The 24963-nt window shown below is 48.5% G+C and carries 19 protein-coding genes; 1 reads left to right on the top strand and 18 read right to left on the bottom strand.

The window, feature by feature from the left end:
- Nucleotides 1–11: 11 nt before the first annotated feature.
- From FYJ59_RS02130 to gpr, 11 genes are all read right to left on the bottom strand, one after another.
- On the bottom strand, nucleotides 12–4613 hold the full coding sequence (locus FYJ59_RS02130) for a PolC-type DNA polymerase III (RefSeq protein WP_154495083.1): 4602 nt from the start codon (nucleotides 4611–4613) through the stop codon (nucleotides 12–14).
- Between the two features lie 5 nt (nucleotides 4614–4618).
- Complete coding sequence (ispG, locus tag FYJ59_RS02125) at nucleotides 4619–5686, bottom strand: flavodoxin-dependent (E)-4-hydroxy-3-methylbut-2-enyl-diphosphate synthase (protein ID WP_154495082.1); 1068 nt, start codon at nucleotides 5684–5686, stop codon at nucleotides 4619–4621.
- Nucleotides 5687–5747: 61 nt separating this feature from the next.
- Nucleotides 5748–6896, bottom strand: a complete 1149-nt coding sequence (gene dprA, locus FYJ59_RS02120) for a DNA-processing protein DprA (RefSeq protein WP_154495081.1) — start codon at nucleotides 6894–6896, stop codon at nucleotides 5748–5750.
- Between the two features lie 15 nt (nucleotides 6897–6911).
- A complete protein-coding gene (locus FYJ59_RS02115) occupies nucleotides 6912–8456 on the bottom strand; it encodes a YifB family Mg chelatase-like AAA ATPase (RefSeq protein ID WP_154495080.1) in 1545 nt (514 codons plus the stop codon).
- Between the two features lie 227 nt (nucleotides 8457–8683).
- Nucleotides 8684–9736: a type IV pilus twitching motility protein PilT gene (locus FYJ59_RS02110; protein WP_154495079.1), complete on the bottom strand. Its 1053-nt coding sequence runs from the start codon at nucleotides 9734–9736 to the stop codon at nucleotides 8684–8686.
- Between the two features lie 16 nt (nucleotides 9737–9752).
- Complete coding sequence (locus FYJ59_RS02105) at nucleotides 9753–10826, bottom strand: HD domain-containing protein (RefSeq protein WP_154495078.1); 1074 nt, start codon at nucleotides 10824–10826, stop codon at nucleotides 9753–9755.
- Nucleotides 10827–10904: 78 nt separating this feature from the next.
- Nucleotides 10905–11540: an RNA polymerase sporulation sigma factor SigK gene (gene sigK / locus FYJ59_RS02100; RefSeq protein ID WP_154495077.1), complete on the bottom strand. Its 636-nt coding sequence runs from the start codon at nucleotides 11538–11540 to the stop codon at nucleotides 10905–10907.
- 78 nt (nucleotides 11541–11618) lie between these two features.
- Complete coding sequence (hemW, locus tag FYJ59_RS02095; protein ID WP_154495076.1) at nucleotides 11619–12773, bottom strand: radical SAM family heme chaperone HemW; 1155 nt, start codon at nucleotides 12771–12773, stop codon at nucleotides 11619–11621.
- Nucleotides 12774–12796: 23 nt separating this feature from the next.
- Entirely contained in the window at nucleotides 12797–14614 is a 1818-nt protein-coding gene (gene lepA, locus FYJ59_RS02090) for a translation elongation factor 4 (RefSeq protein ID WP_022154133.1), read from the bottom strand.
- Nucleotides 14615–14708: 94 nt separating this feature from the next.
- Nucleotides 14709–15881, bottom strand: a complete 1173-nt coding sequence (locus tag FYJ59_RS02085; protein ID WP_154495075.1) for a stage II sporulation protein P — start codon at nucleotides 15879–15881, stop codon at nucleotides 14709–14711.
- 43 nt (nucleotides 15882–15924) lie between these two features.
- Entirely contained in the window at nucleotides 15925–16848 is a 924-nt protein-coding gene (gene gpr / locus FYJ59_RS02080) for a GPR endopeptidase (RefSeq protein WP_022154135.1), read from the bottom strand.
- A 172-nt stretch (nucleotides 16849–17020) separates the two neighbouring features.
- On the opposite strand from gpr, the gene rpsT reads away from it, so the two are divergent.
- Nucleotides 17021–17299, top strand: a complete 279-nt coding sequence (gene rpsT / locus FYJ59_RS02075) for a 30S ribosomal protein S20 (protein WP_205839428.1) — start codon at nucleotides 17021–17023, stop codon at nucleotides 17297–17299.
- 112 nt (nucleotides 17300–17411) lie between these two features.
- On the opposite strand, the gene FYJ59_RS02070 is transcribed toward rpsT, so the two are convergent.
- The 7 genes from FYJ59_RS02070 to gap all read right to left on the bottom strand — a co-directional run bounded on the left by FYJ59_RS02070 (nucleotide 17412) and on the right by gap (nucleotide 24924).
- The gene (locus FYJ59_RS02070; RefSeq protein ID WP_154495074.1) at nucleotides 17412–18341 is read right to left on the bottom strand and encodes a TPM domain-containing protein; all 930 of its coding nucleotides are present in this window, start codon (nucleotides 18339–18341) and stop codon (nucleotides 17412–17414) included.
- A gap of 27 nt (nucleotides 18342–18368) precedes the next feature.
- Nucleotides 18369–19463 (bottom strand): hypothetical protein, encoded by a 1095-nt coding sequence (locus FYJ59_RS02065; RefSeq protein ID WP_154495073.1) that lies wholly within the window; start codon nucleotides 19461–19463, stop codon nucleotides 18369–18371.
- A 132-nt stretch (nucleotides 19464–19595) separates the two neighbouring features.
- Nucleotides 19596–20132 carry a DUF3877 family protein gene (locus tag FYJ59_RS02060; protein WP_154495072.1) on the bottom strand — a complete coding sequence of 179 codons (537 nt, stop codon included), beginning with the start codon at nucleotides 20130–20132 and terminating at the stop codon, nucleotides 19596–19598.
- Nucleotides 20133–20143: 11 nt separating this feature from the next.
- Nucleotides 20144–21442, bottom strand: a complete 1299-nt coding sequence (locus FYJ59_RS02055) for an amidohydrolase family protein (protein ID WP_154495071.1) — start codon at nucleotides 21440–21442, stop codon at nucleotides 20144–20146.
- 277 nt (nucleotides 21443–21719) lie between these two features.
- Nucleotides 21720–22469: a triose-phosphate isomerase gene (gene tpiA / locus FYJ59_RS02050; RefSeq protein WP_022154141.1), complete on the bottom strand. Its 750-nt coding sequence runs from the start codon at nucleotides 22467–22469 to the stop codon at nucleotides 21720–21722.
- A 124-nt stretch (nucleotides 22470–22593) separates the two neighbouring features.
- Entirely contained in the window at nucleotides 22594–23817 is a 1224-nt protein-coding gene (locus FYJ59_RS02045; RefSeq protein WP_154495070.1) for a phosphoglycerate kinase, read from the bottom strand.
- 93 nt (nucleotides 23818–23910) lie between these two features.
- Nucleotides 23911–24924, bottom strand: coding sequence for a type I glyceraldehyde-3-phosphate dehydrogenase (gene gap, locus FYJ59_RS02040; RefSeq protein WP_022154143.1), 1014 nt, complete (start codon nucleotides 24922–24924; stop codon nucleotides 23911–23913).
- Between the last annotated feature and the right edge of the window lie 39 nt (nucleotides 24925–24963).

Genomic DNA, 24963 nt, shown 5'->3' with positions numbered 1-24963 from the left:
CAGCTGAGCTGTTACACCAGATCAAAGATGCTGATCTGATTGGACTCGGGCAGGTCTCCTAATAATCCTAACGAATCCATAAGGTCAATTATCGTCTTGGAAACCTTAGTTCTTTGACGAAAATCATCTTTGGAGAGGAACGGGCCGTCCTTGGCAGCTTCCACAATGGCATCTGCCGCCTTCTCTCCCAGTCCGTCGATACTGTTTAAGGACGGCATTAATTTTCCATCCACGATCTGGAACGATCTGGACTGTGCACGGAAGATGTCGATGGGTTCAAATTCAAAGCCTCTTGCATACATCTCCTGCACGATACGCATATCACCCATAGCATCTTTTTCCTTATTAGAAAGAGTATCCTGTCGTTTTTTGTACTCTGCCATCACGCTCTCCAAGTGCCTCTGCCCCTGACACATGATCTCATAGGAAAATGCCTTGGCGCGGATACTGAAAAACGCACCGTAATAAGCTAACGGATAATGGATCTTGCAATAAGCGATACGCCATGCCATCATAACGTACGCCGCCGCATGTGCCTTCGGGAACATATACTCGATCTTCTGGCAGGATTCGATATACCACTGGGGTACGTCATGCGCCAGCATATCCGCTTTCCACTCTTCCCACATGGCACATTTTCCCTTCGCCACCATACCCTTACGTACTGCCTCCATGATCTTGAAGGACTTCTCCGGCTCCACGCCCATCTGGATCAGATACAGCATGATATCATCACGGGTACAGATTACCGTGGAAATAGTCGCCACGCCGCTCATGATCAGATCCTGCGCATTGCCCAGCCATACGTTGGTACCGTGGGACAGACCGGAGATACGCACCAGATCGGAAAACGCCTTGGGTTTCGCATCAATAACCATCTGCATAGCGAAGTCTGTACCGAACTCCGGAATGCCTAATGCTCCTAACTTTGTTCCACCGATCTGTTCCGGGGTGATGCCTAACGCGTCCGTGTTCTGGAACAGACTCATAACATCCTGTCCATCCAGCGGGATCGTCAAGGGATCTCTCCCCGTCAGATCCTGCAGCATACGGATCATGGTGGGATCATCGTGTCCCAGAATATCCAGCTTCAGCAGGTTATGGTCGATGGAATGGTAGTCAAAGTGTGTGGTTATGGTATCCGTGGTCATATCATTCGCCGGATGCTGTACCGGGGTGAAGGAGTTAATATCCTGCCCCAGAGGCAATACAACGATACCGCCGGGATGCTGACCGGTACTGCGTCGTACTCCGGTACATCCGGAAGCAATACGGTCGATCTCACTGGTCCGCTTATGAATGCCACGTTCTTCAAAATAATTCTTCACATAACCGAAAGCGGTCTTATCCGCCAGGGTTGCAATGGTTCCGGCACGAAAAGTCTGACCCGCGCCGAAGATAACCTCCGTGTATTTATGCGCCTTGGACTGGTACTCACCGGAGAAGTTCAGGTCGATATCCGGCTCCTTATCTCCTTTGAATCCCAGAAACGTCTCGAAAGGAATATCGAAGCCATCCTTATGAAGCTTCTCTCCACACACCGGACAGACCTTGTCCGGCATATCGATTCCCGCTTTACCGGCGTAGGCTTTGACCTCTTCACTGTCGAAATCCACATAATGACACTTGCTGCAATAATAATGGGGACTTAAGGGATTGACCTCCGTGATTCCCGCCATGGTTGCCACAAAGGAGCTTCCTACGGATCCACGGGAACCTACCAGGTATCCATCCTCCACTGACTTCCATACCAGCTTCTGCGCAATGATGTACATTACGGCAAATCCGTTTTTGATAATGGAGTTCAATTCCTTCTCCAGTCTTGCCTCTACTATCTGTGGCAGATCCGGTCCATAGATCTCATGGGCCCTGTTGTAACAGATCTCCGTCAGTGTCTTATCACTGTCCGGAATGACCGGGGGACACTTGTCCGGGCGCACCGGTGCAATGGTCTCGATCATATCCGCGATCATATTCGTATTGGTAATGACGATCTCTTCCGCCTTGTCACTGCCCAGATAGGAGAACTCTTCCAACATCTCCTCCGTGGTATGTAAATACAGCGGTGCCTGTTCATCCGCATCATCAAATCCTCGGCCCGCCATAATAATACGACGGTATACTTCATCCTCGGGATCCAGAAAATGTACATCACAGGTAGCCACTACGGGCTTGTGGAACTGTTCTCCCAGTTCCACGATCCTGCGGTTGATATTCTGGATATCCTCTATGGAATTGACCGTCCGGATTTTCTCCGAAGCGATCATGAATTTATTGTTGCCGCAGGGCTGGATCTCCAGGTAATCATAGAATTTTACCAGTCTGGCGATCTGCGCATCCGACTGCCCGTCAAGCAATGCCCGGTACAGCTCTCCCGCCTCACAGGCGCTTCCCAGGATCAGACCTTCTCTGTATTTCAGGATCAGGCTCTTGGGAATCCGGGGATGCTTGTTAAAATAGGTCAGATGTGACTGTGACACCAACCGGTAGAGGTTGATGCGCCCCAGATCATTTTTTGCTAAAATAATGGCATGGTAGGAGGGCATTTTTTTCACGGCATCCACACTGGATGCCCCCAGTGCATTGACTTCCGTCAGATTATGGATATCCTGCTCCTCCAGCATTTTAATAAATTTCACAAAAATATGTGCCGTACATTCCGCATCATCCACGGCACGGTGATGATTCTCCAGGGATATCCCCAAAGTCTTCGCCACCGCATCCAGGGTATGCTTTGACTGATTTTTTAACAGTACTCTGGAGATGCCCACGGTATCCACATAAGTGAACTCCTGCGGATATCCCAGTCTTCTGCAGTTCTCCATGAGAAAGCTCATATCGAAGCTGGCATTGTGTGCCACCATGATACAGCCCTCACAGAACTGCAAAAATTGCGGCAGGATCACATCGATCTGCGGAGAGTCCATGACATCCTCGTCCCGGATACTGGTCAGCTTCTCGATTTCAAAAGGAATGGGCACATCCGGATTGACAAAGGTGGAGAACCGATCCACGATCTCGCCGCCGGACACCTTCACCGCACCGATCTCGATGATCCGGTTATTCACTGGGGAGAATCCCGTGGTCTCGATATCAAATACCACATAGTCCTCATGCAGACTCTGCCCCTTATCATTGGTCACGATTTCCTTCAGATCATCCACCAGATAGGCCTCCACACCGTAAATGATCTTAAAGAAATCCTGCTTGTCCGGATTTTCATCTCCGGCTTCCTTACGTTTGCCCTTTTCCGCCTTCCACAGATCGTCCCAGACATGATTGGCATCGGTGAAACTCTGTACCACGCCGTGATCTGTGATGGCAATGGCACGATGCCCCCATTTATAGGCACGTTTTACGATATCTTTTGCCTCGGAGACACCGTCCATATCACTCATTTTGGTATGGCAGTGCAGCTCCACACGTTTTCTGGCGGAAGTATCCATTCTCGTATTGGTAAAATCAGGGATCTTCTTGATTCCCGCGATGGAGCCGATGGCAAGTTCATGGTCGAACTTATCCATCATACAGATACCCTTGACTTTTAAGAAAGCTCCCGGCTTGATATCCCCGGTCACTTCCTTCACCTGTTCGGTACGTACGAACATCTTGATGGTCATGGTATCGGTAAAATCAGACATATTGAAGATAATGATGGTCTTCTCGTTCTTAATATCCCTGGTATCCACGGACAGTACTTTTCCGCGGATGGTCACTTCACCCATCTCGCCGATCAGTTCCTCGATCTTCATGGCTTCCTCTTCAAAATCTCTGCCGTAGATCACATCGGGATTGTCTGATCTCTTCAGGGCGCCCTTTTCAAAATTGCCCCCCTTACGAAACTCTCCTTTTTTGAACTCTCCACGCTTGAATTCGCCACGACCGCCACCCTGGAAACTCTTGGTTACGCCACCTGTCGGTTCGCTTTTTGCCTTGCTGGAATCGTCTGACTTTTTCGTCTCCGGGCTCTGGGTATTTTCCTGCTCTGTGTCCTGCGCAGGCACTGTGCTGTCCACAGCCTCTTCCTTCCTGCCTCTGGTGCGGCTGTAGATGGCATCTACCTTCATGCGGATCTTAGCTTCCTCTTCCTCCTTGAATCTTCCGGTCTCTTTTTCCACATAGGCTGCATGGAGCTTCACAGAGAATCCACAGCGTTCCACCAGTATCTTCTCAAGGATCTGTAATATCTCCCCTTCCATACTGCGGTTCAGCACCGTATCCTCCATCGTTATCAGCATTTCATTGTCCGCAGGATACTCGATTCTGGCCGTCTTCAGGGCATTGTACTGAATATGACTGTATTCCCGAAATTCCTCCAGAATACTTTCTTTATAGATATCCATCAGCTTTTCCGGATTGTATTGGGAAGAAAGTTCAAATTTTTCGTATATTTTTACCGTCAGGTTGGCATCCGGAAACAACTGCTTTTTAATCTCCTGTTCCGCGGTCCAGATATCTGTTTTCTGAATCAGACGGGTACTTTTTAAATACACCCGAAGAAAGTCTCTGCGCTTTGTCGCCGAGACTCTCTCTACTTCTGTCTGACCCATCAGGTCATGAATATCCGTATTCAACTGTAAATTCGGAAATACTTCAAAAAAAGGTTTACTCATCTATTTTAACTCCAATGATCCAATTCCTCTTTTAAGGCGGGGAGCAGCTGATCCTCCGGAAGCTTTTTTATAATCTCTCCGCGTTTGATCAGTAGACCCTCTCCGATGCCTCCCGCTACTCCCAGATCCGCTTCTTTTGCTTCTCCGGGACCGTTTACCACGCAGCCCATGACTGCCACCTTAATATCCAACGGATAATCTTCCACCAGCTTTTCCACCCTGGTCGCCAGGTCGATCAGATTGATCTGGGTTCTGCCACAGGTAGGGCAGGATACGACTTCGATGCCGCCCTTTCTGAGTCCCAGGGTACGCAGGATCAGCTTCGCGGACTTGATCTCCTCCACAGGGTCTCCGGTCAGGGATACACGGATCGTGTCCCCGATGCCCTGGCTTAAGATCAGGGACAGACCAATGGCAGATTTAATATTGCCGCTGTTGACTGTACCGGACTCGGTAATGCCCACATGCAGCGGATATACAGTCTTCCCTGCCAGCAGTTCATGGGCTTTCACGCACATTAATACATCCGAAGACTTGATACTGATGACCAGATTGTCATATCCTAAGTCTTCGATCATGTGCACCTTATCCAGTGCGCTCTCCACAATGCCCTCAGCTGTCACACCACCGTATTTCTCTATTAACGGCTTCTCCAGGGAGCCGCTGTTGACACCGACACGTATGGGGATATTCCGCTCCTTCGCCGCATCCACCACAGCCTTCACCCGCTCCGTACTTCCGATATTGCCGGGGTTAATACGTATCTTGTCCGCACCGTTCTCGATGGCAGCCAGAGCCATACGGTAGTCAAAATGAATATCCGCTACCAGAGGAATATGAATCTGCTTCTTGATCTCACGGATGGCTGCTGCCGCCTCTAAGGTAGGTACCGTACAACGGATGATCTCGCAACCTGCCTTTTCCAGTCGCAGGATCTGTTCCACCGTAGCTTTCACATCTTCCGTCTTCGTATTGGTCATGGACTGGATGGCGATAGGATTGCCGCCGCCGATCTTACGGTCTCCGATCTGTATGACTTTTGTATGCATTCTGTAAGTATCTTTATCGTTCATAGGGTTACCCTGCCTTTCTTGCGTCTGTATTCTTAACTATACCCCCGATCTAAAACCCTTGTCAATTCGCAGAAGTACCAAAATACCCCGGGGTATTCTGCTTTACATATCCCATCAGTTCCAATTCCATCAGTCTCCGGTGCAACGTGACAATATCTATATATTCTCCTTTCTTCCATGCCTCCTGCAAAATAATCTCCGTCGATTTCGGCACACAATCCAACAATTTGTACACCTGACGCAAAGGCTCCTCCAGCTTTTCTATACGTTTCCGGCTCTTTCGTCTGCCTCTTATTTTCTGCGCCGGATCCGGCGATGAAAGCTCCTGCTTTTCTTCCCAGTTCCTCAAAAATTCCTCCGTAAAGCTCTCCGGTGACAGGAACACCCCCGCCCCCTGTGTCAGTAGGCGGTTACAGCCGTCACTGAGTCTGTCCGTGATTCTGCCGGGGACCACATAAACATCCTTCCCCTGCTCCAGCGCCATATCCACGGTAATTAACGTCCCGCTTTTCTGTCTGGCTTCTATAACGATCAACGCATCCGCCAACCCGCTGACGATACGGTTCCTCGGAGGAAAATATGCCGGCAGTGCCTTTGTCCCCGGCGCATAAGTGGACAACAGACCCCCTTTTTGTATCAGTTCCTCGTACAATTTCCTGTTCTGGCTGGGATAACAGATATCCACTCCGCATCCCAGCACTCCGTAGGATGTCCCTCCTGCCAAAAGCGCTGTCTGCTGGCTGATCCCATCGATTCCCCTTGCCATTCCGCTGATGACCTGTATTCCCTGACTACCGAGGTATCTGCCCAGTTCTTCCGCCACAAAACGTCCGTATTCCGAACACTCTCTGGCTCCAATGACCGCCACCGACGGCTGTTTCTGTTCCGGTAATTTTCCTTTATAAAACAAGCCGTATGGTGGGTCCGGTATTTCCAGCAGTTTCTGTGGAAATCCCTCTTCCTCCTGTAATACCAGTCCGATCTGTTTTTCTCTTAAGCTGTGATATTCTTCTTCAAGATTGCCGCTTTTTTTCTGTCTGTCCATATACTCCACAACAGAATCACTCAATATCTCCCTCCAGCCGGCGGTACCTGCTTCATAGACTCCCTGCGGGTCCCCGAATCTGCTTAGCAACTGACCGGCTCTTACCCCGCCGATCATGGGAATACTGCATATAAAATAAGCATACATTCTCTCCATCTCTGTCATCTCCGGCTCTCCCTTCTATCCCCAGTACTCTCCGGAGGGGCGATAGCAGGCTGCCTCCAGAAGATGTTCTTTTGCAATGTTTTCCTGTTCCTCCAGATCCGCAATCGTTCTGGCGGTCTTCAAAATCCGATGATATGCCCTGGCGCTCAGTTCCAACGCATGGTACAGCTGTTCCATGACATTTTTCTCCGTTTCTCCCAGACTACAATAATGATCCACATCTGCCGATGATACATCCCCATTGAAGCGATACTCTGTTCCCGCATACCTCTTCTCCTGCATTTTTCTGGCTCTTTCGATTCTCTCCCGCATCTGTTCACTGCTTTCTCCTGTGATTTTTGTCTGTAAATGCAAAATGTCCACCGGTTGCAGTTCCACGCACAGATCAATACGGTCCAATAGCGGTCCCGATACTTTTCCAAGATATTTTTCTATCTGCGGCTGTGTGCAGCGGCATTTGTTCCGATCCGGATAATATCCGCAGGGACAGGGGTTCATGGCAGCCACCAGCATAAAATCCGACGGAAAAGTTACCACTCCCGACGCCCTGGCAATCTGTACCCTGCGTTCTTCCAACGGTTGCCGCATACTGTCCAGCACCGTCCGCTGAAATTCCGGAAGCTCGTCCAAAAACAACACACCCCGATGTGCCAGAGATACCATTCCGGGTCTGGGATAGGCATTTCCGCCGCCGATCAGTGCCGCTGCAGTGACTGTATGGTGAGGTGCGTAAAAAGGTCTCTCCGTGATCAGCGCCTGTTCCGGAGTAAGCAACCCCGCCACACTGTAAATACTGGTTACCTCCAGACTCTCCTCCAGTGTAAGGGGCGGTAATATCCCCGGAATTCTCCCGGCAATCATGGATTTCCCCACCCCCGGCGGTCCCATCATCAGCAGGTTATGGAATCCCGCTGCCGCGATCATTGCACCTCTCCTGGCACTCTCCTGCCCCGACACCTCTTTAAAGTCTCCTCTTCTGTCTGCTTTCTTTTTCTGCAACAATTCTTCTGCCCGGATCCTGGGTTTGTATATTTTTTCATTTTCCGCATCCGGATGCAGCAGAGCCATAATAAGCTCTCCCAGTTCCCCGACACCCCATACCGTAATCCCCGGGATCACCGCTGCCTCCAATGCGTTTTCCCGGGGAACGATCACTCTGCCGATTCCCTTGTCTGCTGCTTCCCGAACAATAGGTAGCACTCCTTTGACCCTTTTGATCTCACCGTTCAGTCCCAGTTCTCCCAAGAACAGCGTATCCCGTACCGCCTCCTCCGTGAGAAGCTCCATATCTTTTAACAAGCCTACGGCAATAGGCAGATCAAATGCCGTTCCGTCCTTACGCCTGCCTGCCGGTGCAAGATTCACTGTTATATGGCAGGGCGGAATCTGAAACCCCGAATTTTTCATGGCGACACACACTCTCTCCCGGGATTCTCTCACCTCACTCCCCAAAGAACCCACCATCTGAAAAGAGGGCAATCCCCCAGCCAGATCCACCTCCACGCGGACCAGATACGCTTGCAATCCGCAGACTGCACCGGAATCAATTGTCGAAAACATAAACTACCTCCTTGTATATAAATTTTGTGATAAAAATTGGGTAACCAACGAAATGCGGAAACTCTGCGAAATGCCCGATGGGCAATAAAAGAATTTTGTATTAGAAATTTTCCTTGGAAATTAGCTTTTCGAAATTTGATTTTCGCAACGATTCAGAGACTCTTCTCATTCCTATGAATCGGGACTCTGAATCGTTAACGGTGATTATCATTTTATGATCCTCAGGATCAGATCTTATTTTCCATGCTGTCCGGATCCTGTGCGAACTGGATGGCATGCTCTCTGTCGATCTTGCCTTCAAAATACAATTGGACAATTGCCTCGTCCATGGTGATCATCCCCAGCTTGCGGTTGGTCTGCATGACACTTGCCAGCTGATGGGACTTTCCCTCACGGATCAGATTGCGTACTGCATGGTTCGCATGCATGACCTCAAACGCCGCTACACGATGTTTTCCGTCTGCCGTAGGTATCAGCTGCTGGGAAATAACGGCTTCCAGTGTATTGGACAGCTGTACCCGGATCTGTTGCTGCTGGTGCGGCGGGAATACATCAATGACACGGTCTACCGTGCTGGCTGCACCGATGGTATGCAATGTGGACAATACCAGATGTCCCGTCTCCGCCGCGGTGATCGCTACACTGATCGTCTCAAAATCACGCATTTCTCCCACGAGGATAACATCCGGATCTTCACGGAGAGCTGCCCTTAAGGCATTGGCATAATTGTTGGAATCAATACCGATCTCACGCTGATTGACCATGGACATTTTATGCTGGTGCAGGTACTCGATGGGGTCCTCCAGGGTAATCACGTGAGCATCCCTGTTATTATTGATCTTATCTATAATGGCAGCAAGTGTGGTAGATTTACCGCTTCCGGTAGGACCGGTGACCAACACCAGTCCACGTTTGCGCTGATACAGATCAATCACCGATTCCGGTACTCCCAGTTCTTCCGGTGAAGGTACCTTGGTTCCCACCAGACGGAATGCCAGGGCAACAGATCCCCTCTGCTTATACGCATTGACACGATAACGTCCACAGTTCGGAATAGAGAACGACATATCATATTCTCCCCGTTCCTCAAAACGCTCCCTCTGCACTTCTGTCATGATGTTGACCAGCACCTCCAGGGTATCCGCAGGCAGCATTTTGGGATAATCCATTGTGATCAGATTACCGTTCACCCGCATTTTGGGAGGAATACCTACCGTAAGATGCACATCACTTGCTCCGGCTTCTTTGGCAGCTCTGAGTATTTCTTCGATTGTCGGCATATTTTTTCCTCATTTCTTATTTCTTCAGTATATATCTGTTATCCATTGTCTTCATGACATCAACGATCTGTATATCCTCATTCTGTGGCAAAGCAAGATCCAAAATACTGTTGTCACGGAAGCTTACCACTGTGGGACACAGCACATTCTCTTCATTTTCTCTCAAAACAAGCGCCTTTTCTCCGGTACTGAGTTCTACGCTTGCCCCGGGCGGCAGAATATTAATGGATCTTAATAATGCCTGCACCGTCTCCGGGTCGTACACTTCCGGATGTTCCAGTAGTTCCTGGACTGCCTTCACTTCTGACTGGGCCGTTCCCTGCAGTGTCATCGCGGTAATCTCATCATAGCGGTTCGCCACCAGCAATACATTGGATCCCTCCAGCATTTTATATCTGCTTTCTTTTCCTTCTTCCGGGAAAAGATCCAGCTGCTTTCCCGCCGCCTGCTGGCAGATCCGGCGTATAGCGGCTCCCTCCGTCGCAAATGCATCTTCGATCACGCTGTAAGCCTCTTCCTGGGTCTCACAATTTCTGATCGCGTCTTCTCTGGAATAAGGAGCTCCGAAATATACATCCTCATGTTTTTTCAGTTTTCCCATATCATGAAGAAGGGCCGCACATACGGTATGATACTGTTCCTCTCTTCGAATATTCATTACATGGGTAATCATGGCACAGAGTATTGCCACATTCAGGGAATGTCTGAAAACATAATCTTCCAGGCTTCTCAGATTCTGATAAAAATTAATCTTCTCATCCAAATGTCCGTAGCTGCGGATAACCATATCCGCAATCGTCTGGATCCTGCTCTGTTTTCTGGTCTTCAGAATGCGATACAGCTCTTCTTCGATCGCACTGACCGCCTTGATCTGGAACCGCTCAAATTCCAGATCCTCCTGCGTCATGGGAGGTAGCGGTTCCGCAGGCTCTAAAACATAGACACCGATCAGGCCGAAATTGCGTATGCTCTCTATTGCCTGTACCGACAGAAGAGAATTCCTATCAAACAAAAGAATACTTTTCTTATTATATATAGGTCTGGCAAGACGCATTCCCGTCTTTAATTCTTCCGTTTTCACAAAACGCATCCCCGATATTCCCCCTCTTATCCAAACGTACTTACAAAAAAAATATATCACAGTGTCTAATAATTGACAAGATTGTGTTTAGTCTTCCCGAAGCTTAGATGCAAGCTTATGCAGCGCTCGTTTTTCCATACGGGACACATAGCTTCTGGAGATTCCAAGAATATCCCCGACCTCCTGCTGCGTATGTTCTTTCTGCCCCCGCAGGCCATAACGCATTACAAGAATCCGGTATTCTCTGTCTGACAGGCAGTGATCAAGGGCCGAAAACAGGCGTCTGATATTTCTTCCGAGCTCCATATCCTCCACGATATCCTTCTGTTTCTCTTCGATCACATCCAGGAGGTGAATAGCATTGCCTTCCTTATCCTGACCGATCGGTTCATATAGAGATACTTCCCTGGACAGCTTTTTACGGCTTCGCAGCATCATCAGAAGTTCATTATCGATACAACGACAGGCATACGTAGCCAGCCTGCCTTTTCCGGAATCGAAAGAATTCACTGCTTTGATCAGTCCGATACATCCGATGGAGATCAGGTCCTCCATATCCTCTTCCACATTCTGGTATTTTTTGGCGATATGCGCCACCAGGCGTAAATTCCTCTCCACCAGAATTTCTTTCGCCTGTATGGATTCTTCCACGGTACCTTCCCTGAGTAAACGGATATAATAAGCTTCTTCTCCTGCAGTTAAGGGTTGCTGAAAGGTCTTCAAAAAGCACCTCCGTGGACAGTTGCTTATGTTATTTTATGTGTTGTTCTGTCCACAAGTGCCTGTCAGTCCTCACAGACCTCAGAATAAAAACTGTGCCATCACATAATTGCTTACATCCAGTCCCTTTTCCGTAAGTGCCAGAAATCTCTCCCCTGACTCCTCTGTGTATTCCCGGAGTAAGCCGTCTGCAATATTCTGCGTGATCACCGGTCCATATACCTCGGGAAGACTTCTGCCATACTGTTTTTCAAACTGTTCATAGGAGATTCCCCGGATCAGACGCAGTCCCAAAAACATGGTCTCCTCCATCTGCTCCTGCTCCGTAAGCACCTGTTCTTCTTCCCGGCAATCCTGCGGATTCTCCAAATATGTGATAAGATCCCGTCCATTCTGGAATCTCACATTATCAACCAGCGATGCCGCGCCAATACCAAAGCCCAGATAATCCCTGCGGATCCAGTAACCGACATTATGAAGGCACTCATACCCATCCCTGGCATAATTGGATATCTCATAACGATGAAAGCCATATTTTGCCAGTATCTCCCTGGTCTCCTCATACATTGCCCGCTCCGTATCTTCCTCCGGCAGCTGTAATTCTCCCCGCTCCGCCATCCTCGCAAAAGGGGTTCCCTCCTCCACGATCAGACTATATGCCGAAACATGCTGTGGCATAGGCCGGAGTGCCAATAGTTTCCCCAGGGTATCCCGTAGACTTTCAAGCGTCTGTCCCGGCAATCCGCTCATAACATCCACATTGATATTCGTATATCCTGCCTGCACCGCTGCTTCATATGCTTCAAGAAATCCGGCAAAATCATGGATCCTGCCGAGTTCACGTAGTTCTTCATCCTGTGCGGACTGCATTCCGATGCTCAGGCGATTGATCCCTGCCTTACGAAAGGTACGTAACTTTTCCTCTGACACGGTTCCCGGATTTACTTCCGTCGTGATCTCTGCCGCCGGGTCCAGGGAAAAATTCCGTCTGATACACGCCATCAGCTTCCCCATCTGCTCTCCGGTAAGCCGCGACGGCGTTCCTCCACCAATAAACACTGACACCACTCTGCGATCCCGATATTTACCGGACTTCCCTTCGATTTCGGCAAAAAGTGCAGCCATATAGGACTCTACCGTCTGCTCCGTAGCAGGAGCAGACAGAAAGTCACAATAGCTGCACTTTTTTATGCAAAAGGGAATATGAATATATATTTCCAGTTCCTTCTGATTCATATTACTCCTTCAATAAATTATGGTTAATTCTTGTCATCCAGTTTCAAAACGCTCATAAATGCTTTCTGCGGGATTTCTACGTTACCGAACTGCCGCATACGCTTTTTACCCTCTTTCTGCTTCTCCAGCAGCTTTTTCTTACGGGTAATATCACCGCCGTAGCATTTTGCCAGCACATCCTTACGCATAGCCTTTACGGTCTCTCTGGCGATCACCTTGCCGCCGATAGCTGCCTGAATGGGAATCTCGAAGAGGTGTCTCGGAATCTCATCCTTTAATTTCTCACACATCTTACGGCCTCTCTCATAGGCGGAGTCCGCACAGACAATGAAGGACAGTGCATCCACTTCCTCGCGGTTGATCAGAATGTCCAGCTTCACCAGATTGGATCTCTCATAACCCTTCAGATCATAATCAAAAGAAGCATAACCGCGGGAGCGGGATTTCAGTGCATCAAAGAAATCGTAAATAATCTCGTTCAAAGGCAATTCGTATTTTAACAATGCTCTGGTGCCTTCGATATATTCCATGCCAAGATACTTGCCGCGACGCTCCTGGCACAATTCCATAATAGATCCGATAAATTCAGAGGTTACCATAATCTCCGCATTTACCACAGGCTCCTCCATGTATTCGATCTCGGAAGGATCCGGCAGATTGGACGGATTGGTCAGCTCGATCACTTCCCCATTGGTCTTGTGTACCTTATAGACTACTCCGGGAGCAGTGGTCACCAGATCAAGATTATACTCTCGTTCCAGACGCTCCTGAATAATCTCCAAATGCAACAGTCCCAGGAATCCGCAGCGGAAACCAAATCCCAATGCCACGGAGGTCTCCGGTTCATAAAACAGGGACGCATCGTTTAACTGTAATTTTTCCAGGGCATCTCTCAGATCTGGGTATTTGGAGCCGTCTGCGGGATACAGACCGCAATACACCATGGACTGGACTTTTTTATAACCGGGCAGGGGCACTGCACAGGGATTGTTATCGTCTGTCACCGTATCACCCACTGCGGTGTCTTTTACATTTTTAATGGAAGCGGTAATATAACCTACCATTCCCGCGGAAAGCTCTTCGCAGGGAATAAACTGACCGGCGCCGAAGTATCCGACCTCCACTACTTCCTCCCTGGCTCCGGTAGCCATCATGCGGATGACAGTGCCCTTTTTCACGGTACCTTCCATGACACGGCAGAAAATAATGACACCCTTGTAGGAATCATACACGGAATCAAAGATCAGCGCCTGTAGAGGATTCGTCGGATCGCCCTTTGGTGCGGGAATTTTCTTCACGATCTGTTCTAACACTTCCTCAATGCCGATACCGTTTTTTGCGGATATCAGCGGTGCATCCTGTGCCTCGATGCCGATAACATCCTCGATCTCCTCAATCACTCTCTGGGGATCCGCACTGGGCAGGTCGATCTTATTGATGACCGGGAAGACATCCAGGTCATGATCCAGTGCCAGATAAACATTCGCCAGTGTCTGTGCCTCAATGCCCTGTGCCGCATCCACCACCAGGATCGCGCCGTCGCAGGCCGCCAGAGAACGGCTGACTTCGTAGTTAAAGTCCACATGTCCCGGAGTATCGATCAAGTTAAAGATATACTCTTCTCCGTCCTGCGCCTGATATACCGTGCGTACTGCCTGTGCCTTGATGGTGATGCCACGCTCTCTCTCCAGATCCATATTATCCAGAACCTGTGCCTGCATTTCTCTGCTGGTCAGCAGACCGGTCTTCTCAATAATGCGGTCTGCCAAAGTGGATTTTCCATGATCTATATGTGCCACAATACAAAAATTGCGGATCTTGCTCTGATCTATCGCTGTCATACTACTCTCCATTCCTGACATATTCTTGCATCTAACGATTGTAGCATAAAATCCGCATTCTTGTCTATGTTTTTGCTTCGATTCGTAAATCAGATCATTCCCCTCCAAGGACCATATCCAAAATATGTGCCAGCGGATCACAGGCATTGATGGCTTCCTCATATGTATTATTCTGCGCTCCCAGTTCCACCAGAAGCGTCCTGGGACACAGATGCATATTGTATCTGTATCCCTTCAAATAGATTCTGCGGGTCAGACCCGGGTAATACTCCGCTGCCTTCAGCTGCATCTGAAAAGAAAATGCCAGATTTGCCTCCTGATTATCATTCCGGAGATAATCGATATCTCCTGTCTTGCGCGTGCGGCTGAGTCCGTTAAAGAACATAAATTTAGCGGTGGGTCTGCCCTGCAGTTCCGTCACCAGTCTGGTGTCCTGCGCCACTTCATCTCGGTGCAGATCTATCACCACCTGAATGGACGGATTCTTTGCAAGTAGCTGTTCCACTTCCGGAAGCGCCCTGGAATAAGCATTGTCTCTGGTTTCCACATCATACTGTCCGGTATGATGAAGTACCCGGTAGCCGTATTGTTCTGTAAGCACCTGTGTCAGGTATTCTCCCACTCCCACAATACCTGTGTTCACATCTCCCGGCACAGAATCTGCAAATGCCTCCTGGGAATGGGTGTGATAGATCAGGATCTGTGGGCCTTCTCCCTCCTGTTTCGCCATGGTCATATCGATTTCCATAAACTTATCCACGGATAGTTGATCGCTTCCTATCATGGTATTGGCATCAATTGCATAAAAATTTCCTACCAGTGATTCGTAGTCCTTTAACTGTGCAAGGTCAATCTGCATCTGTCTGCCGGCCGGAACAAATTCTCCGCCGGCTGTTGCGGAAGTACTCTCCGCCGGTTCCTCCACCTCCTGTGTTTCCTTTCCACCGGATTGCGGAAGAATTCCATCTGCTCCCAACAATTCTTCCGTTGTCAGTGTATGCCACGTAGACTCATCCTCCGGCGGCTGTGTCCGCGTTTTCCGAATATCTCCGTATCCCAGCAGGGGCACCAGTCCCTGTACCGACTGTTCCAGCAATATTCCCGTGCTGTCTTCAGAGGCTGCAACCGCCTGAGAATACCCAACGATCGGATAAGCATCCGTTCCGTTTCCGGTCGTCAGCAAAATGCCGCTTCCGACCATAAGGAGCAACGCCGTCCGATGCATGTTCCTTTGACTCATTTTTACCGCCGCCACTCCCCTTCCCATACGTTCTCCCCTATATATATGCCGGCACGTTTTCTTTGATTCGTTATACCACAAATGATTTTTCCATGGCTATATTGATTCCTTCGGACACAGTATAGCTGACCCTCTTCACTACAGAATCAATATCTTTTCCCGTCATATACATATTGTTCAGTTCCGCAAATGCCATTCTATGCTGTCCCATATATTTCACCGCATCAAATTCCTTCTCGCCACTCATCAGTTTTTCCAGGGCATCCCCTACAATGGTAGCTGCATCCACTACCGTAGGAATTCCTATAGCTATCACCGGCACTCCCAGTGTTTCCTGTGTCAGTGCATTACGATGATTTCCCACACCGGAGCCCGGCTGGATCCCAGTATTGGTAATCTGGATCGTTCGGTTCAGTCTTCTGGTACTGCGGGCAGCCAGCGCATCCACAACGATCAGTACATCCGGTCCGGTCTCTTTTACAACTCCGCTTATGATTTCCGCTGTCTCCATGCCGGTCTTGGCCATGACTCCCGGCTCAATGCTACTGACAAGATTCATCCGGGTGCAGTTATATGCTGCCTTACCATAATTTTTCACTACATGTCTGGTGATCAGGAGGTTATCTACCACCTGAGGTCCCAGTGCATCCGCAGTCACTTCTCTGTTGCCCAGGCCCACCACCAGTACCGACTGTTCTTCCTGTTCCTGCGGCATCATTTTCAGAAGTTCTTCCGCCAGTGCTTCTGAAATCTCCCGATGATAATCATCATCCGGCTCCACCATCGCCGGAGCCTCCATCGTCACATAGACTCCCATGGGTTTTCCCAGCATTTTCTCTGCATTTTTCGTATCGATCGTAACCTTAGTGATACGAAGATCCGCCTCTTCCTCGTAGTGTTCTTCCACCGACACACCCCGTAATTTACTTTCTTCCTCGTTGACGCTTTCTCTTGCCTCCAGGGCAAGGTCCGTTCTGATCTGAAAATTATCCATTTTACACTCTCTGCCTGCCTTTCTTGGCAATATATTTTTTACAAAAAAACGCAAAATATGTATTGACAAAAGGCGGCAGATTGTCTAAACTACAATAGTATGTTTACGTTAGTCTTCCGTGTCTGGCTAAAGTGAAACATTTCTTGTAAATTATAATTTTATTGTATACATTATGGAGGTGTACGACTTGGCTAACATTAAATCTGCAAAAAAGAGAATTTTAGTATCCCGCACAAGAGCTGACAGAAACAAAGCTATCCGTTCCGGCGTTAAGACTGCTATCAAGAAGGTATACGCCGCAGTTGAATCCGGCGACAAGGAAGCTGCAAAGGCTGAACTGACCGCTGCTACCAAGACCATCGAGATGGCTGCTTCTAAGGGCGTTTACCACAAGAACAACGTGGCGAGAAAGATTTCCCGTCTGAGCAAAGCTGTTAACGGAATGGCTTAATTTTTCTTGAACTGATACAGAATTTAAGGCATACAAAAAGCACCTATACCGTCATGTAGGTGCTTTTATTGTGCAATTTAATATGTGCGGGCGATAAGCCCGCACATATTTCTTATCTTCTGTGTCCACCGCCACCATGGCTGACGCCGCTGCTGCTTCTGTGGCTTCCGCCATGACCTCCGCTGCGGTGGCTGCTTCCTCCGCTGCTACTGCTGGTCTCGATTCTTCTGGTAACCACATTCTTACGCAGATACTGATCTCTGGTATCGTTGATCTTTGGCTTTTTACCTTCAACATACTGGTTCGTTGCGGTAGTATCCTTTGCTTTGTTCTGATGCAGATTCACCACTGCATAGATCAGAGCGACCACAAGTCCTACCAGGATCCAGGGAGCAAATGTCATAGGCATGCTTTCCTGGCTCTCCTCCATGGTCCGGGTCACATAACTGATACAATTCTTATATGCTCTGTAGGGGCTTTCGTCTATGTAGTCATCCACTGCATACAATGCCTGGTCGATCTCATAATCACCAAAATAATCATAGACATTTCCGCAGGTGGACAGCCAGCTTCCCTTCTGTCCCTCATAGGAATTATCCAGAAGCAGAACGCCGTTGCCATGTACCTTGTTATAGCCGTAATTATTGTAATCATAGAAGTTATCTGCCAGATCTCTCATAGCAGTGCTCCAGTCGGTGCTGCCGACCTCCTTCGCATGAAATGCCTCCGGAAGATCCGGATCCTGCAGATCATATTCTACCGATTCGGAGATTGTTACGATGACGATATCTGCCTGAATCTTCTCCTCACACTCCGCAATATATTCCCGCAGACTCTGCTCCTCTTCATCCGTCAACATATCCGCATAGTCATATACACGCTCTGTGGGCTCCTGACTGTTGCCCCGTACGGGCTTAGGCGTAAGTGCATGAACAACTGCCGCTCCGATAGTGATCACTGCCAATATTCCGGCAATGATAAACCATATTTTAAAATATATGAAGTACTGTCTCAGTGCTTCTCTCTTAATATCTTTTTCCATTGTCCCGTTATCCTTCCCTCATAATCTCTACAGCAGACTGGCAATCGCATTTACCATGCATAAAATTGCCGCCAGTGTCACACCAAGTGTTCCTGCGTAAGCCCACACCTTTGCTTTGGAAATCGGTGCGGTACCTACCAGTTTACCGGTCTGTCCGTTCACATAGAAAGGATACTCTTTCCCTTTATAGGTATAATCATACTTCCATACCGGCAGAAGTCCATAATTTACCTCACTGCCTGTTACGCTGATATTTTCTCCCAGTTTGCGGACGCTGGAATAACCGGAATAGCTGTCATGCAGCATCTTCTGCGCATCTTCCTGCATCTTCGCCTTCGCCCGGCTCTCCACCAGATCGGAGGTCATATTGTAACGCTCACTGTAAAATCCGGACAGGTACTCCGGTTTGAACTCCTGAAGTTCCTTATAATCAAAAGGCTCCATCAGATCCATGACATCATCCGGCATTCCGATGGATGCATCCACCGGAATCTTGTCAAAATTAATATCCATATCCCGGACAATATCATAATAAGAAGTCTCGGTATATTGGGTATTACCGGTAGTCCAGCTACGCACCTTGGTACCTTCTCCGTGGAATGTACAATTGGTATCATAATCATAAAACCAGAATGGTACATAATCACCGTGGATACCATTCAGTCTCACCTCAGACAGAAAATCTGTCGGTGCAAAAATACATTTTTCAAATTTATCACGGATCAGCTTTTTGCAGCCTTCCTTACCCATACGGAACGGTATCAGCATATGCGGTGTATAGCTTCCGGCTATCTGATCGTCTACGATCACATAGTTGTCGCAGTAGGGGCACTGAGTTGCGGAGGTACTCGCTGTCATTGGTATTTCACCACCACAGTTTGGACATACCTTATTCACCTTTTTCAGAGCTTCCCCTTCGGCTGCCGACAGCTTTCCTTCCGGTTGATCTGCTCCTGCTGCCTGGGACGCTTCCGACGCAATACTGTTTTCGTCACCGCTCGTCTCGATCACGCCATCCTGGCGTTCTTCACTGTCCTCGCTCTCACAGAAAGGACAGAACATTTTCTTTCTCTCCGGGCTGTAGACCACATTACCGCCACAGTTTTTACACTTAAAGATCATCTTACCCCCCGCTTTCTGCCTTTTACGACATTTTTCTTAATGGAACTTCCTATATCTTACCATACATTCTGACGTATTTCCATATGCTAAAATTGCACTTAATCTTTTCTTATCGTTCGCTCCCCTGCTATCTCACGCTTTCATCAGCTCCGCATAATCTTCCGGCAGAAAACGGTGATAGATCACATGACACCCTTCGTCACGAAAGCAATAGCAATAAGGGTCCCCCATCCCTTCCGGGAAACGGATCATAACATCAAAATCCTCACCCTGCATCTCTTCCACATAAATATTCTCGGAGTGACTTAAAAATAACCGTCGTATATCCTCGAGCTTACAATCATGTTCACCAATCAGCCGGATCAATTCATAGATAAATCCTGTCTCCGCAAAATGCTCATGGACATAAGCACTGCCCTCCTCCGGAATACAGAGACAGAAGCGGTCTCCTCTGCGGGTAACATCGAGGTTTCCAAGCTTCCGCGTCATACTCTCCGGCTGTCTGGCAAGTGTGATTTCCATCTGTTCGGCCGTATCCTCAGTATCCAGTAAATGATTCAATGTAGTTAAAGGATAATACAGGCGGATTTTCTCTCTGCGAAACCCTAACTTAGCCTGTTCCTCCTGGATCACATCCATAAGATTTTTCTCTAATTTATCAAAAGTCATATGCTATTTCCTTATAAAAATTTGTCCAGTTCCGTCTCTACGATCTGCTTTTTCTTCACCTTCGGGGAACGGAGCACTTTCCCCTGCGACACAACCATATCCACATTACGAAGTGCCCTTATGTCCTCCAAAGGATTCTTCTCCACCACGATCATATCTGCGCATTTACCGGGTTCCAGTGTACCGGTGATATCTCCGATGCCTGCCATTTCGGCGCCCCGGCAGGTAGCGGTGTACAGTGCAAAAGTATTGGAGACTCCCACATACTTGTGGAAGTAGTATAATTCTCTCCAGAAATCATACTGGGTGATCCAGGGGCATCCCACATCATTGCCCAGTACCACAGGAATATCGTTGGCAATCGCCGCCTTCGCACAGTCAATGATACCTTCAAATACCACATTGCCGTTAAACTGTTCCACTTCGGAAGCATTAGTAATGGAACGGTCGAACAGTGCATAAGGAAGCGCCGGAGACAATGTAGTGCACAGAAATGCATTGTGTTCCTTGAAAAGCGCTATCATCTCTTCGTCCGCTTTTGCACCGTGTTCGATAGAGTCTACCCCATTCTGCAGAGCAACTTTTACGCCCTTCGGAGACTCCACATGAGCCGCTACCTTATATCCCATGCCATGCGCTTTATCGCAGACTGCCTTTACCATTTCGGGAGCCATTTTTAATTCACCGGGCACCCCTTTTTCTTTCGCATCCAGTACGCCGCCGGTGATCATGAGTTTTACCAGATCCACCTTCTGTGCTTTGACAATTTCCAAATGCTGCAAAGCTTCTTCGATGCTGCCTGCCGCGATTGCCACGGAGCCGGCCATATGTCCGCCGGGGACAGAGATGCCTTCGTTCGCTGCGAGGATTCTGGGCCCTGGCTTTTTGCCTGCGGCAATGTCATCCCGCAGTCTGGTATCAAAATCTCCCAGGCCTCCCACGGTACGGATCGTGGTCACACCACTGTACAGCTCGTCTTTGGCAAAGCCACAGACCATGTTATAGGCGATCGCTTTGGTCAGACCATTGCTCATGATCTTTTTCACCAACGCTTCATTGTCTCTCTGCTTCTTCTGCGGCTTTCCGTTACCCGCCAGATGTACATGCATATTGATCAGTCCTGGCAGGATATATTTTCCTTGCAGGTCGATCTCTTCATACCCGGAAGCCTTCAGGTTTCGTTTCCCGCCTTCTTCCGCTGGCAGAATTTCTGTAATCCTCTCATTTTCCACCAGAATGACCTGCCCCTCCTGTACCTGCATGTCTTTTGTACCGTTTAAGATTTTTCCATTTGTAAATACATATTTCATAAAGCGTTCCCTGCCTTTCCATGTGTCTCAGACTTCCAGATACTGAAATTATACCGTATTAATCCCCAGCCGCAACCACATTCATTTTAATCTATCTGCCGTAATCTACGTAAGAAAATGGCATAACCCGCCATTCCTGATGATAGTTTAGTGATAGAAAAGGGTGATACTTATTAGATTATATAACATAACAAAAGAGGATTCCATTGTTGGCTTTCAACAAAGAATCCTCTTTTTTCAAGGGTTTTGAGCCCTTATTTTTTGTGCAATTGTTCTATTACTTATAGTTTACGATCTGTCCGAAGTCAGCCTTCAGGGAAGCGCCACCTACCAGACCACCGTCGATGTCTGCCTGTGCAAACAGTTCGGGAGCGCTGGAAGCAGATACGGATCCGCCATACTGGATACGGATAGCTGCTGCGGTTGCATCATCATAGATCTCAGCGATGCACTCACGGATTGCCTTACATACTTCCTGTGCCTGCTCGGTAGTAGCTACTTTGCCGGTACCGATCGCCCAGATGGGCTCGTATGCGATCACAGCGGTTGCTGCCTGTGCGGCAGTTACATTCAGGAATGCGATCTTGATCTGCTGACGGATGAAGTCGATGGTAACACCCTGCTCTCTCTGCGTCAAAGTCTCACCACAGCAGATGATGGGAGTAATGCCATGTTCGAAAGCCTTGAGGACTTTCTTGTTCACGGTCTCGTCAGTCTCTGCAAAGTACTCTCTTCTCTCGGAGTGACCGATGATCACATACTTCACACCTGCATCATCTAACATTGCGGGAGAAATCTCGCCGGTGAAAGCACCCTTCTCCTCGAAGTACATATTCTCGGCACCAATCATGATATTGGAACCCTTTGCTGCCTCCATAGCGGGAATGATGTCGATTGCGGGAACGCACAGCAGTACGTCTACTTCATCATTTGCTACGAGGGGCTTTAAAGTATTGATCAGTTCTACTGCCTGGCTGGGAGTCATGTTCATCTTCCAGTTGCCGGCAATGATCTTCTTTCTTGCCATAACCATACACCTCTTATTTTTTATCGTTCTTATCGTATACCGGAGAATGCCTGAGGCATTCTCCTCAGAATAACTTAGAAATACTTAGGCGGCGTACTTTTGACGCCTTAGTATTTCTTTATTCTTATTTGTCGTCTGCTGCTGCCACGCCGGGAAGCTCTTTGCCTTCCAGGAACTCCAGGGAAGCTCCGCCACCGGTAGAGATGTGGCTCATCTTGTCAGCGAAACCAAGCTGGTTAACAGCTGCTGCGGAGTCACCACCACCGATAATGGTAGTTGCATCGGTCTCAGCCAGAGCCTTCGCTACAGCGATGGTACCTGCTGCCAGGGTAGGATTCTCGAATACGCCCATAGGTCCGTTCCATACAACGGTCTTAGCAGTCTTAACAGCCTCAGCATACAGAGCTGCAGTCTTGGGTCCGATATCACATCCCTCTCTGTCTGCAGGCATGTTGGTAACATCATATGCCTGAACCTCAACAGGAGCATCGATCGGGTTAGGGAAATCAGCGATGGTTACGGAATCAACAGGCAGTAACAGCTTCTTGCCCAGCTTCTCAGCCTTTTCCATCATTTCCTTACAGTAGTCGATCTTGGTATCATCTACCAGAGACTTACCGATTTCATATCCCTTTGCCTTTAAGAAGGTGTAAGCCATACCACCACCGATGATCAGGGTATCGCACTTCTCTAACAGATTGGAGATAACGTTCAGTTTATCAGCAACCTTAGCGCCACCCAGGATAGCTACGAAAGGTCTTACGGGATCTTCTACAGCCTTACCTAAGAAGTTGATCTCCTTCTCCATCAGGTAACCTACTACGTTCTGACCACCCTTAGCGGTGATGAACTTAGTAACGCCTGCTACGGAAGCATGCGCTCTGTGAGAAGAGCCGAATGCATCACATACATACAAATCAGCCAGGTCAGCCAGCTCTTTGCTGAACTCCTCACCGTTCTTGGTCTCTTCTGCGCCACGGAAACGGGTATTCTGAAGCAGAACAACGTCGCCTTCCTTCATGTTCTCAACAGCCTTGGTAGCTGCTTCGCCGGTTACATTGTAGTCAGCTACGAAAGTAACCTCTTTGCCCAGCTTCTCGGACAGTCTCTTGGCAACGGGTGCCAGAGATTCGCCTTCGTTGGGGCCGTTCTTTACCTTACCCAGATGAGAACAAAGAATTACCTTGCCCCCATCATTGATCAGCTTCTTGATGGTAGGCAGAGCTGCAACGATACGGGTATCGTCAGTGATCTCACCGTTCTTTAAAGGAACATTAAAGTCGCATCTTACCAGGACTCTCTTTCCTTTTGCGTTAATGTCATCTACAGATTTCTTATTTAATCCCATGGTATTAACCTCCAATTATTTTAGTATCTAAAAAGGGCCCGGTCCTTGTAAGACCGGACCCTGATAGGTCTTTACGCGTTAACGCCTGTCGGCTTATGCTAACTCGCTGAAGTACTTGATGGTACGAACCATCTGAGAGGTGTAGCTGTTCTCGTTATCATACCAGGATACAACCTGTACCTGAGTATTGCCATCTTCCATAGGAGCAACCATGGTCTGAGTTGCATCGAAGATGGAACCGTAGGTGCTGCCTACGATATCGGAAGATACGATCTCATCGGTGTTGTAACCGAAGGACTCGGTAGAAGCAGCCTTCATTGCTGCGTTGATCTCTTCCTTGGTTACAGCGCCCTTAACTACTGCTACCAGAATGGTGGTAGAACCGGTAGGGGTCGGAACACGCTGAGCGGAGCCGATCAGCTTGCCGTTCAGTTCGGGAATTACCAGACCGATTGCCTTAGCAGCACCGGTAGAGTTGGGAACGATGTTGCAAGCGCCTGCACGGCTTCTTCTCAGATCACCCTTTCTCTGAGGTCCGTCAAGGATCATCTGATCACCGGTATAAGCGTGAACAGTGGTCATGATACCGCTCATGATAGGTCTGCAATCGTTCAGAGCCTTAGCCATAGGTGCTAAGCAGTTGGTGGTGCAGGAAGCTGCGGAGATAACGGTATCTTCGGGCTTCAGGGTCTTGTGGTTAACATTGTATACGATGGTAGGAAGGTCGTTACCTGCGGGAGCAGAAATAACAACTTTACGGGCACCGGCAGTGATATGTGCGGAAGCCTTCTCCTTAGAGGTGTAGAATCCGGTACACTCCAGAACTACATCAACCTTTAATTCACCCCAGGGAAGCTTGCTTGCGTCAGCCTCTTTGTAGATGGTGATGGTCTTGCCGTTAACGGTGATGCTGTCCTCGCCAGCCTCAACGGTGCTTGCATACTTGTAAACACCCTGAGAAGAATCATACTTCAACAGATGTGCCAGCATCTTAGGGCTGGTTAAATCGTTGATTGCTACTACTTCATATCCTTCTGCATCGAACATCTGTCTGAATGCAAGACGACCGATACGGCCGAAACCATTAATTGCTACTCTTACTGCCATTTTAGTTTCCTCCTAAAATATTAATTTTATATCTTTTGA

This window comes from Waltera intestinalis (genome assembly GCF_009695995.1).
GTDB lineage: Bacteria > Bacillota > Clostridia > Lachnospirales > Lachnospiraceae > Acetatifactor > Acetatifactor intestinalis.
The sequence above is the reverse complement of the archived record's forward strand: the minus strand, read 5'-3'. Positions and strand labels throughout refer to the sequence as shown.

Bases quoted from the DNA above. Each gene is read 5' to 3' on its own strand.
- FYJ59_RS02110 (WP_154495079.1), bottom strand. From the start codon at position 9,736: ATGCCGACAATCGAAGAAATACTCAGAGCTGCCAAAGAAGCCGGAGCA.
- FYJ59_RS02060 (WP_154495072.1), bottom strand. From the start codon at position 20,132: ATGACTTTTGATAAATTAGAGAAAAATCTTATGGATGTGATCCAGGAG.
- dprA (WP_154495081.1), bottom strand. From the start codon at position 6,896: ATGACAGAGATGGAGAGAATGTATGCTTATTTTATATGCAGTATTCCC.
- FYJ59_RS02105 (WP_154495078.1), bottom strand. From the start codon at position 10,826: ATGCGTTTTGTGAAAACGGAAGAATTAAAGACGGGAATGCGTCTTGCC.
- FYJ59_RS02115 (WP_154495080.1), bottom strand. From the start codon at position 8,456: ATGTTTTCGACAATTGATTCCGGTGCAGTCTGCGGATTGCAAGCGTAT.
- rpsT (WP_205839428.1), top strand. From the start codon at position 17,021: ATGGAGGTGTACGACTTGGCTAACATTAAATCTGCAAAAAAGAGAATT.
- FYJ59_RS02065 (WP_154495073.1), bottom strand. From the start codon at position 19,463: ATGATCTTTAAGTGTAAAAACTGTGGCGGTAATGTGGTCTACAGCCCG.
- FYJ59_RS02055 (WP_154495071.1), bottom strand. From the start codon at position 21,442: ATGAAATATGTATTTACAAATGGAAAAATCTTAAACGGTACAAAAGAC.
- FYJ59_RS02070 (WP_154495074.1), bottom strand. From the start codon at position 18,341: ATGGAAAAAGATATTAAGAGAGAAGCACTGAGACAGTACTTCATATAT.
- gpr (WP_022154135.1), bottom strand. From the start codon at position 16,848: ATGGATAATTTTCAGATCAGAACGGACCTTGCCCTGGAGGCAAGAGAA.
- FYJ59_RS02045 (WP_154495070.1), bottom strand. From the start codon at position 23,817: ATGGGATTAAATAAGAAATCTGTAGATGACATTAACGCAAAAGGAAAG.
- lepA (WP_022154133.1), bottom strand. From the start codon at position 14,614: ATGACAGCGATAGATCAGAGCAAGATCCGCAATTTTTGTATTGTGGCA.
- ispG (WP_154495082.1), bottom strand. From the start codon at position 5,686: ATGAACGATAAAGATACTTACAGAATGCATACAAAAGTCATACAGATC.
- hemW (WP_154495076.1), bottom strand. From the start codon at position 12,773: ATGAATCAGAAGGAACTGGAAATATATATTCATATTCCCTTTTGCATA.
- gap (WP_022154143.1), bottom strand. From the start codon at position 24,924: ATGGCAGTAAGAGTAGCAATTAATGGTTTCGGCCGTATCGGTCGTCTT.
- tpiA (WP_022154141.1), bottom strand. From the start codon at position 22,469: ATGGCAAGAAAGAAGATCATTGCCGGCAACTGGAAGATGAACATGACT.
- FYJ59_RS02085 (WP_154495075.1), bottom strand. From the start codon at position 15,881: ATGGGAAGGGGAGTGGCGGCGGTAAAAATGAGTCAAAGGAACATGCAT.
- FYJ59_RS02130 (WP_154495083.1), bottom strand. From the start codon at position 4,613: ATGAGTAAACCTTTTTTTGAAGTATTTCCGAATTTACAGTTGAATACG.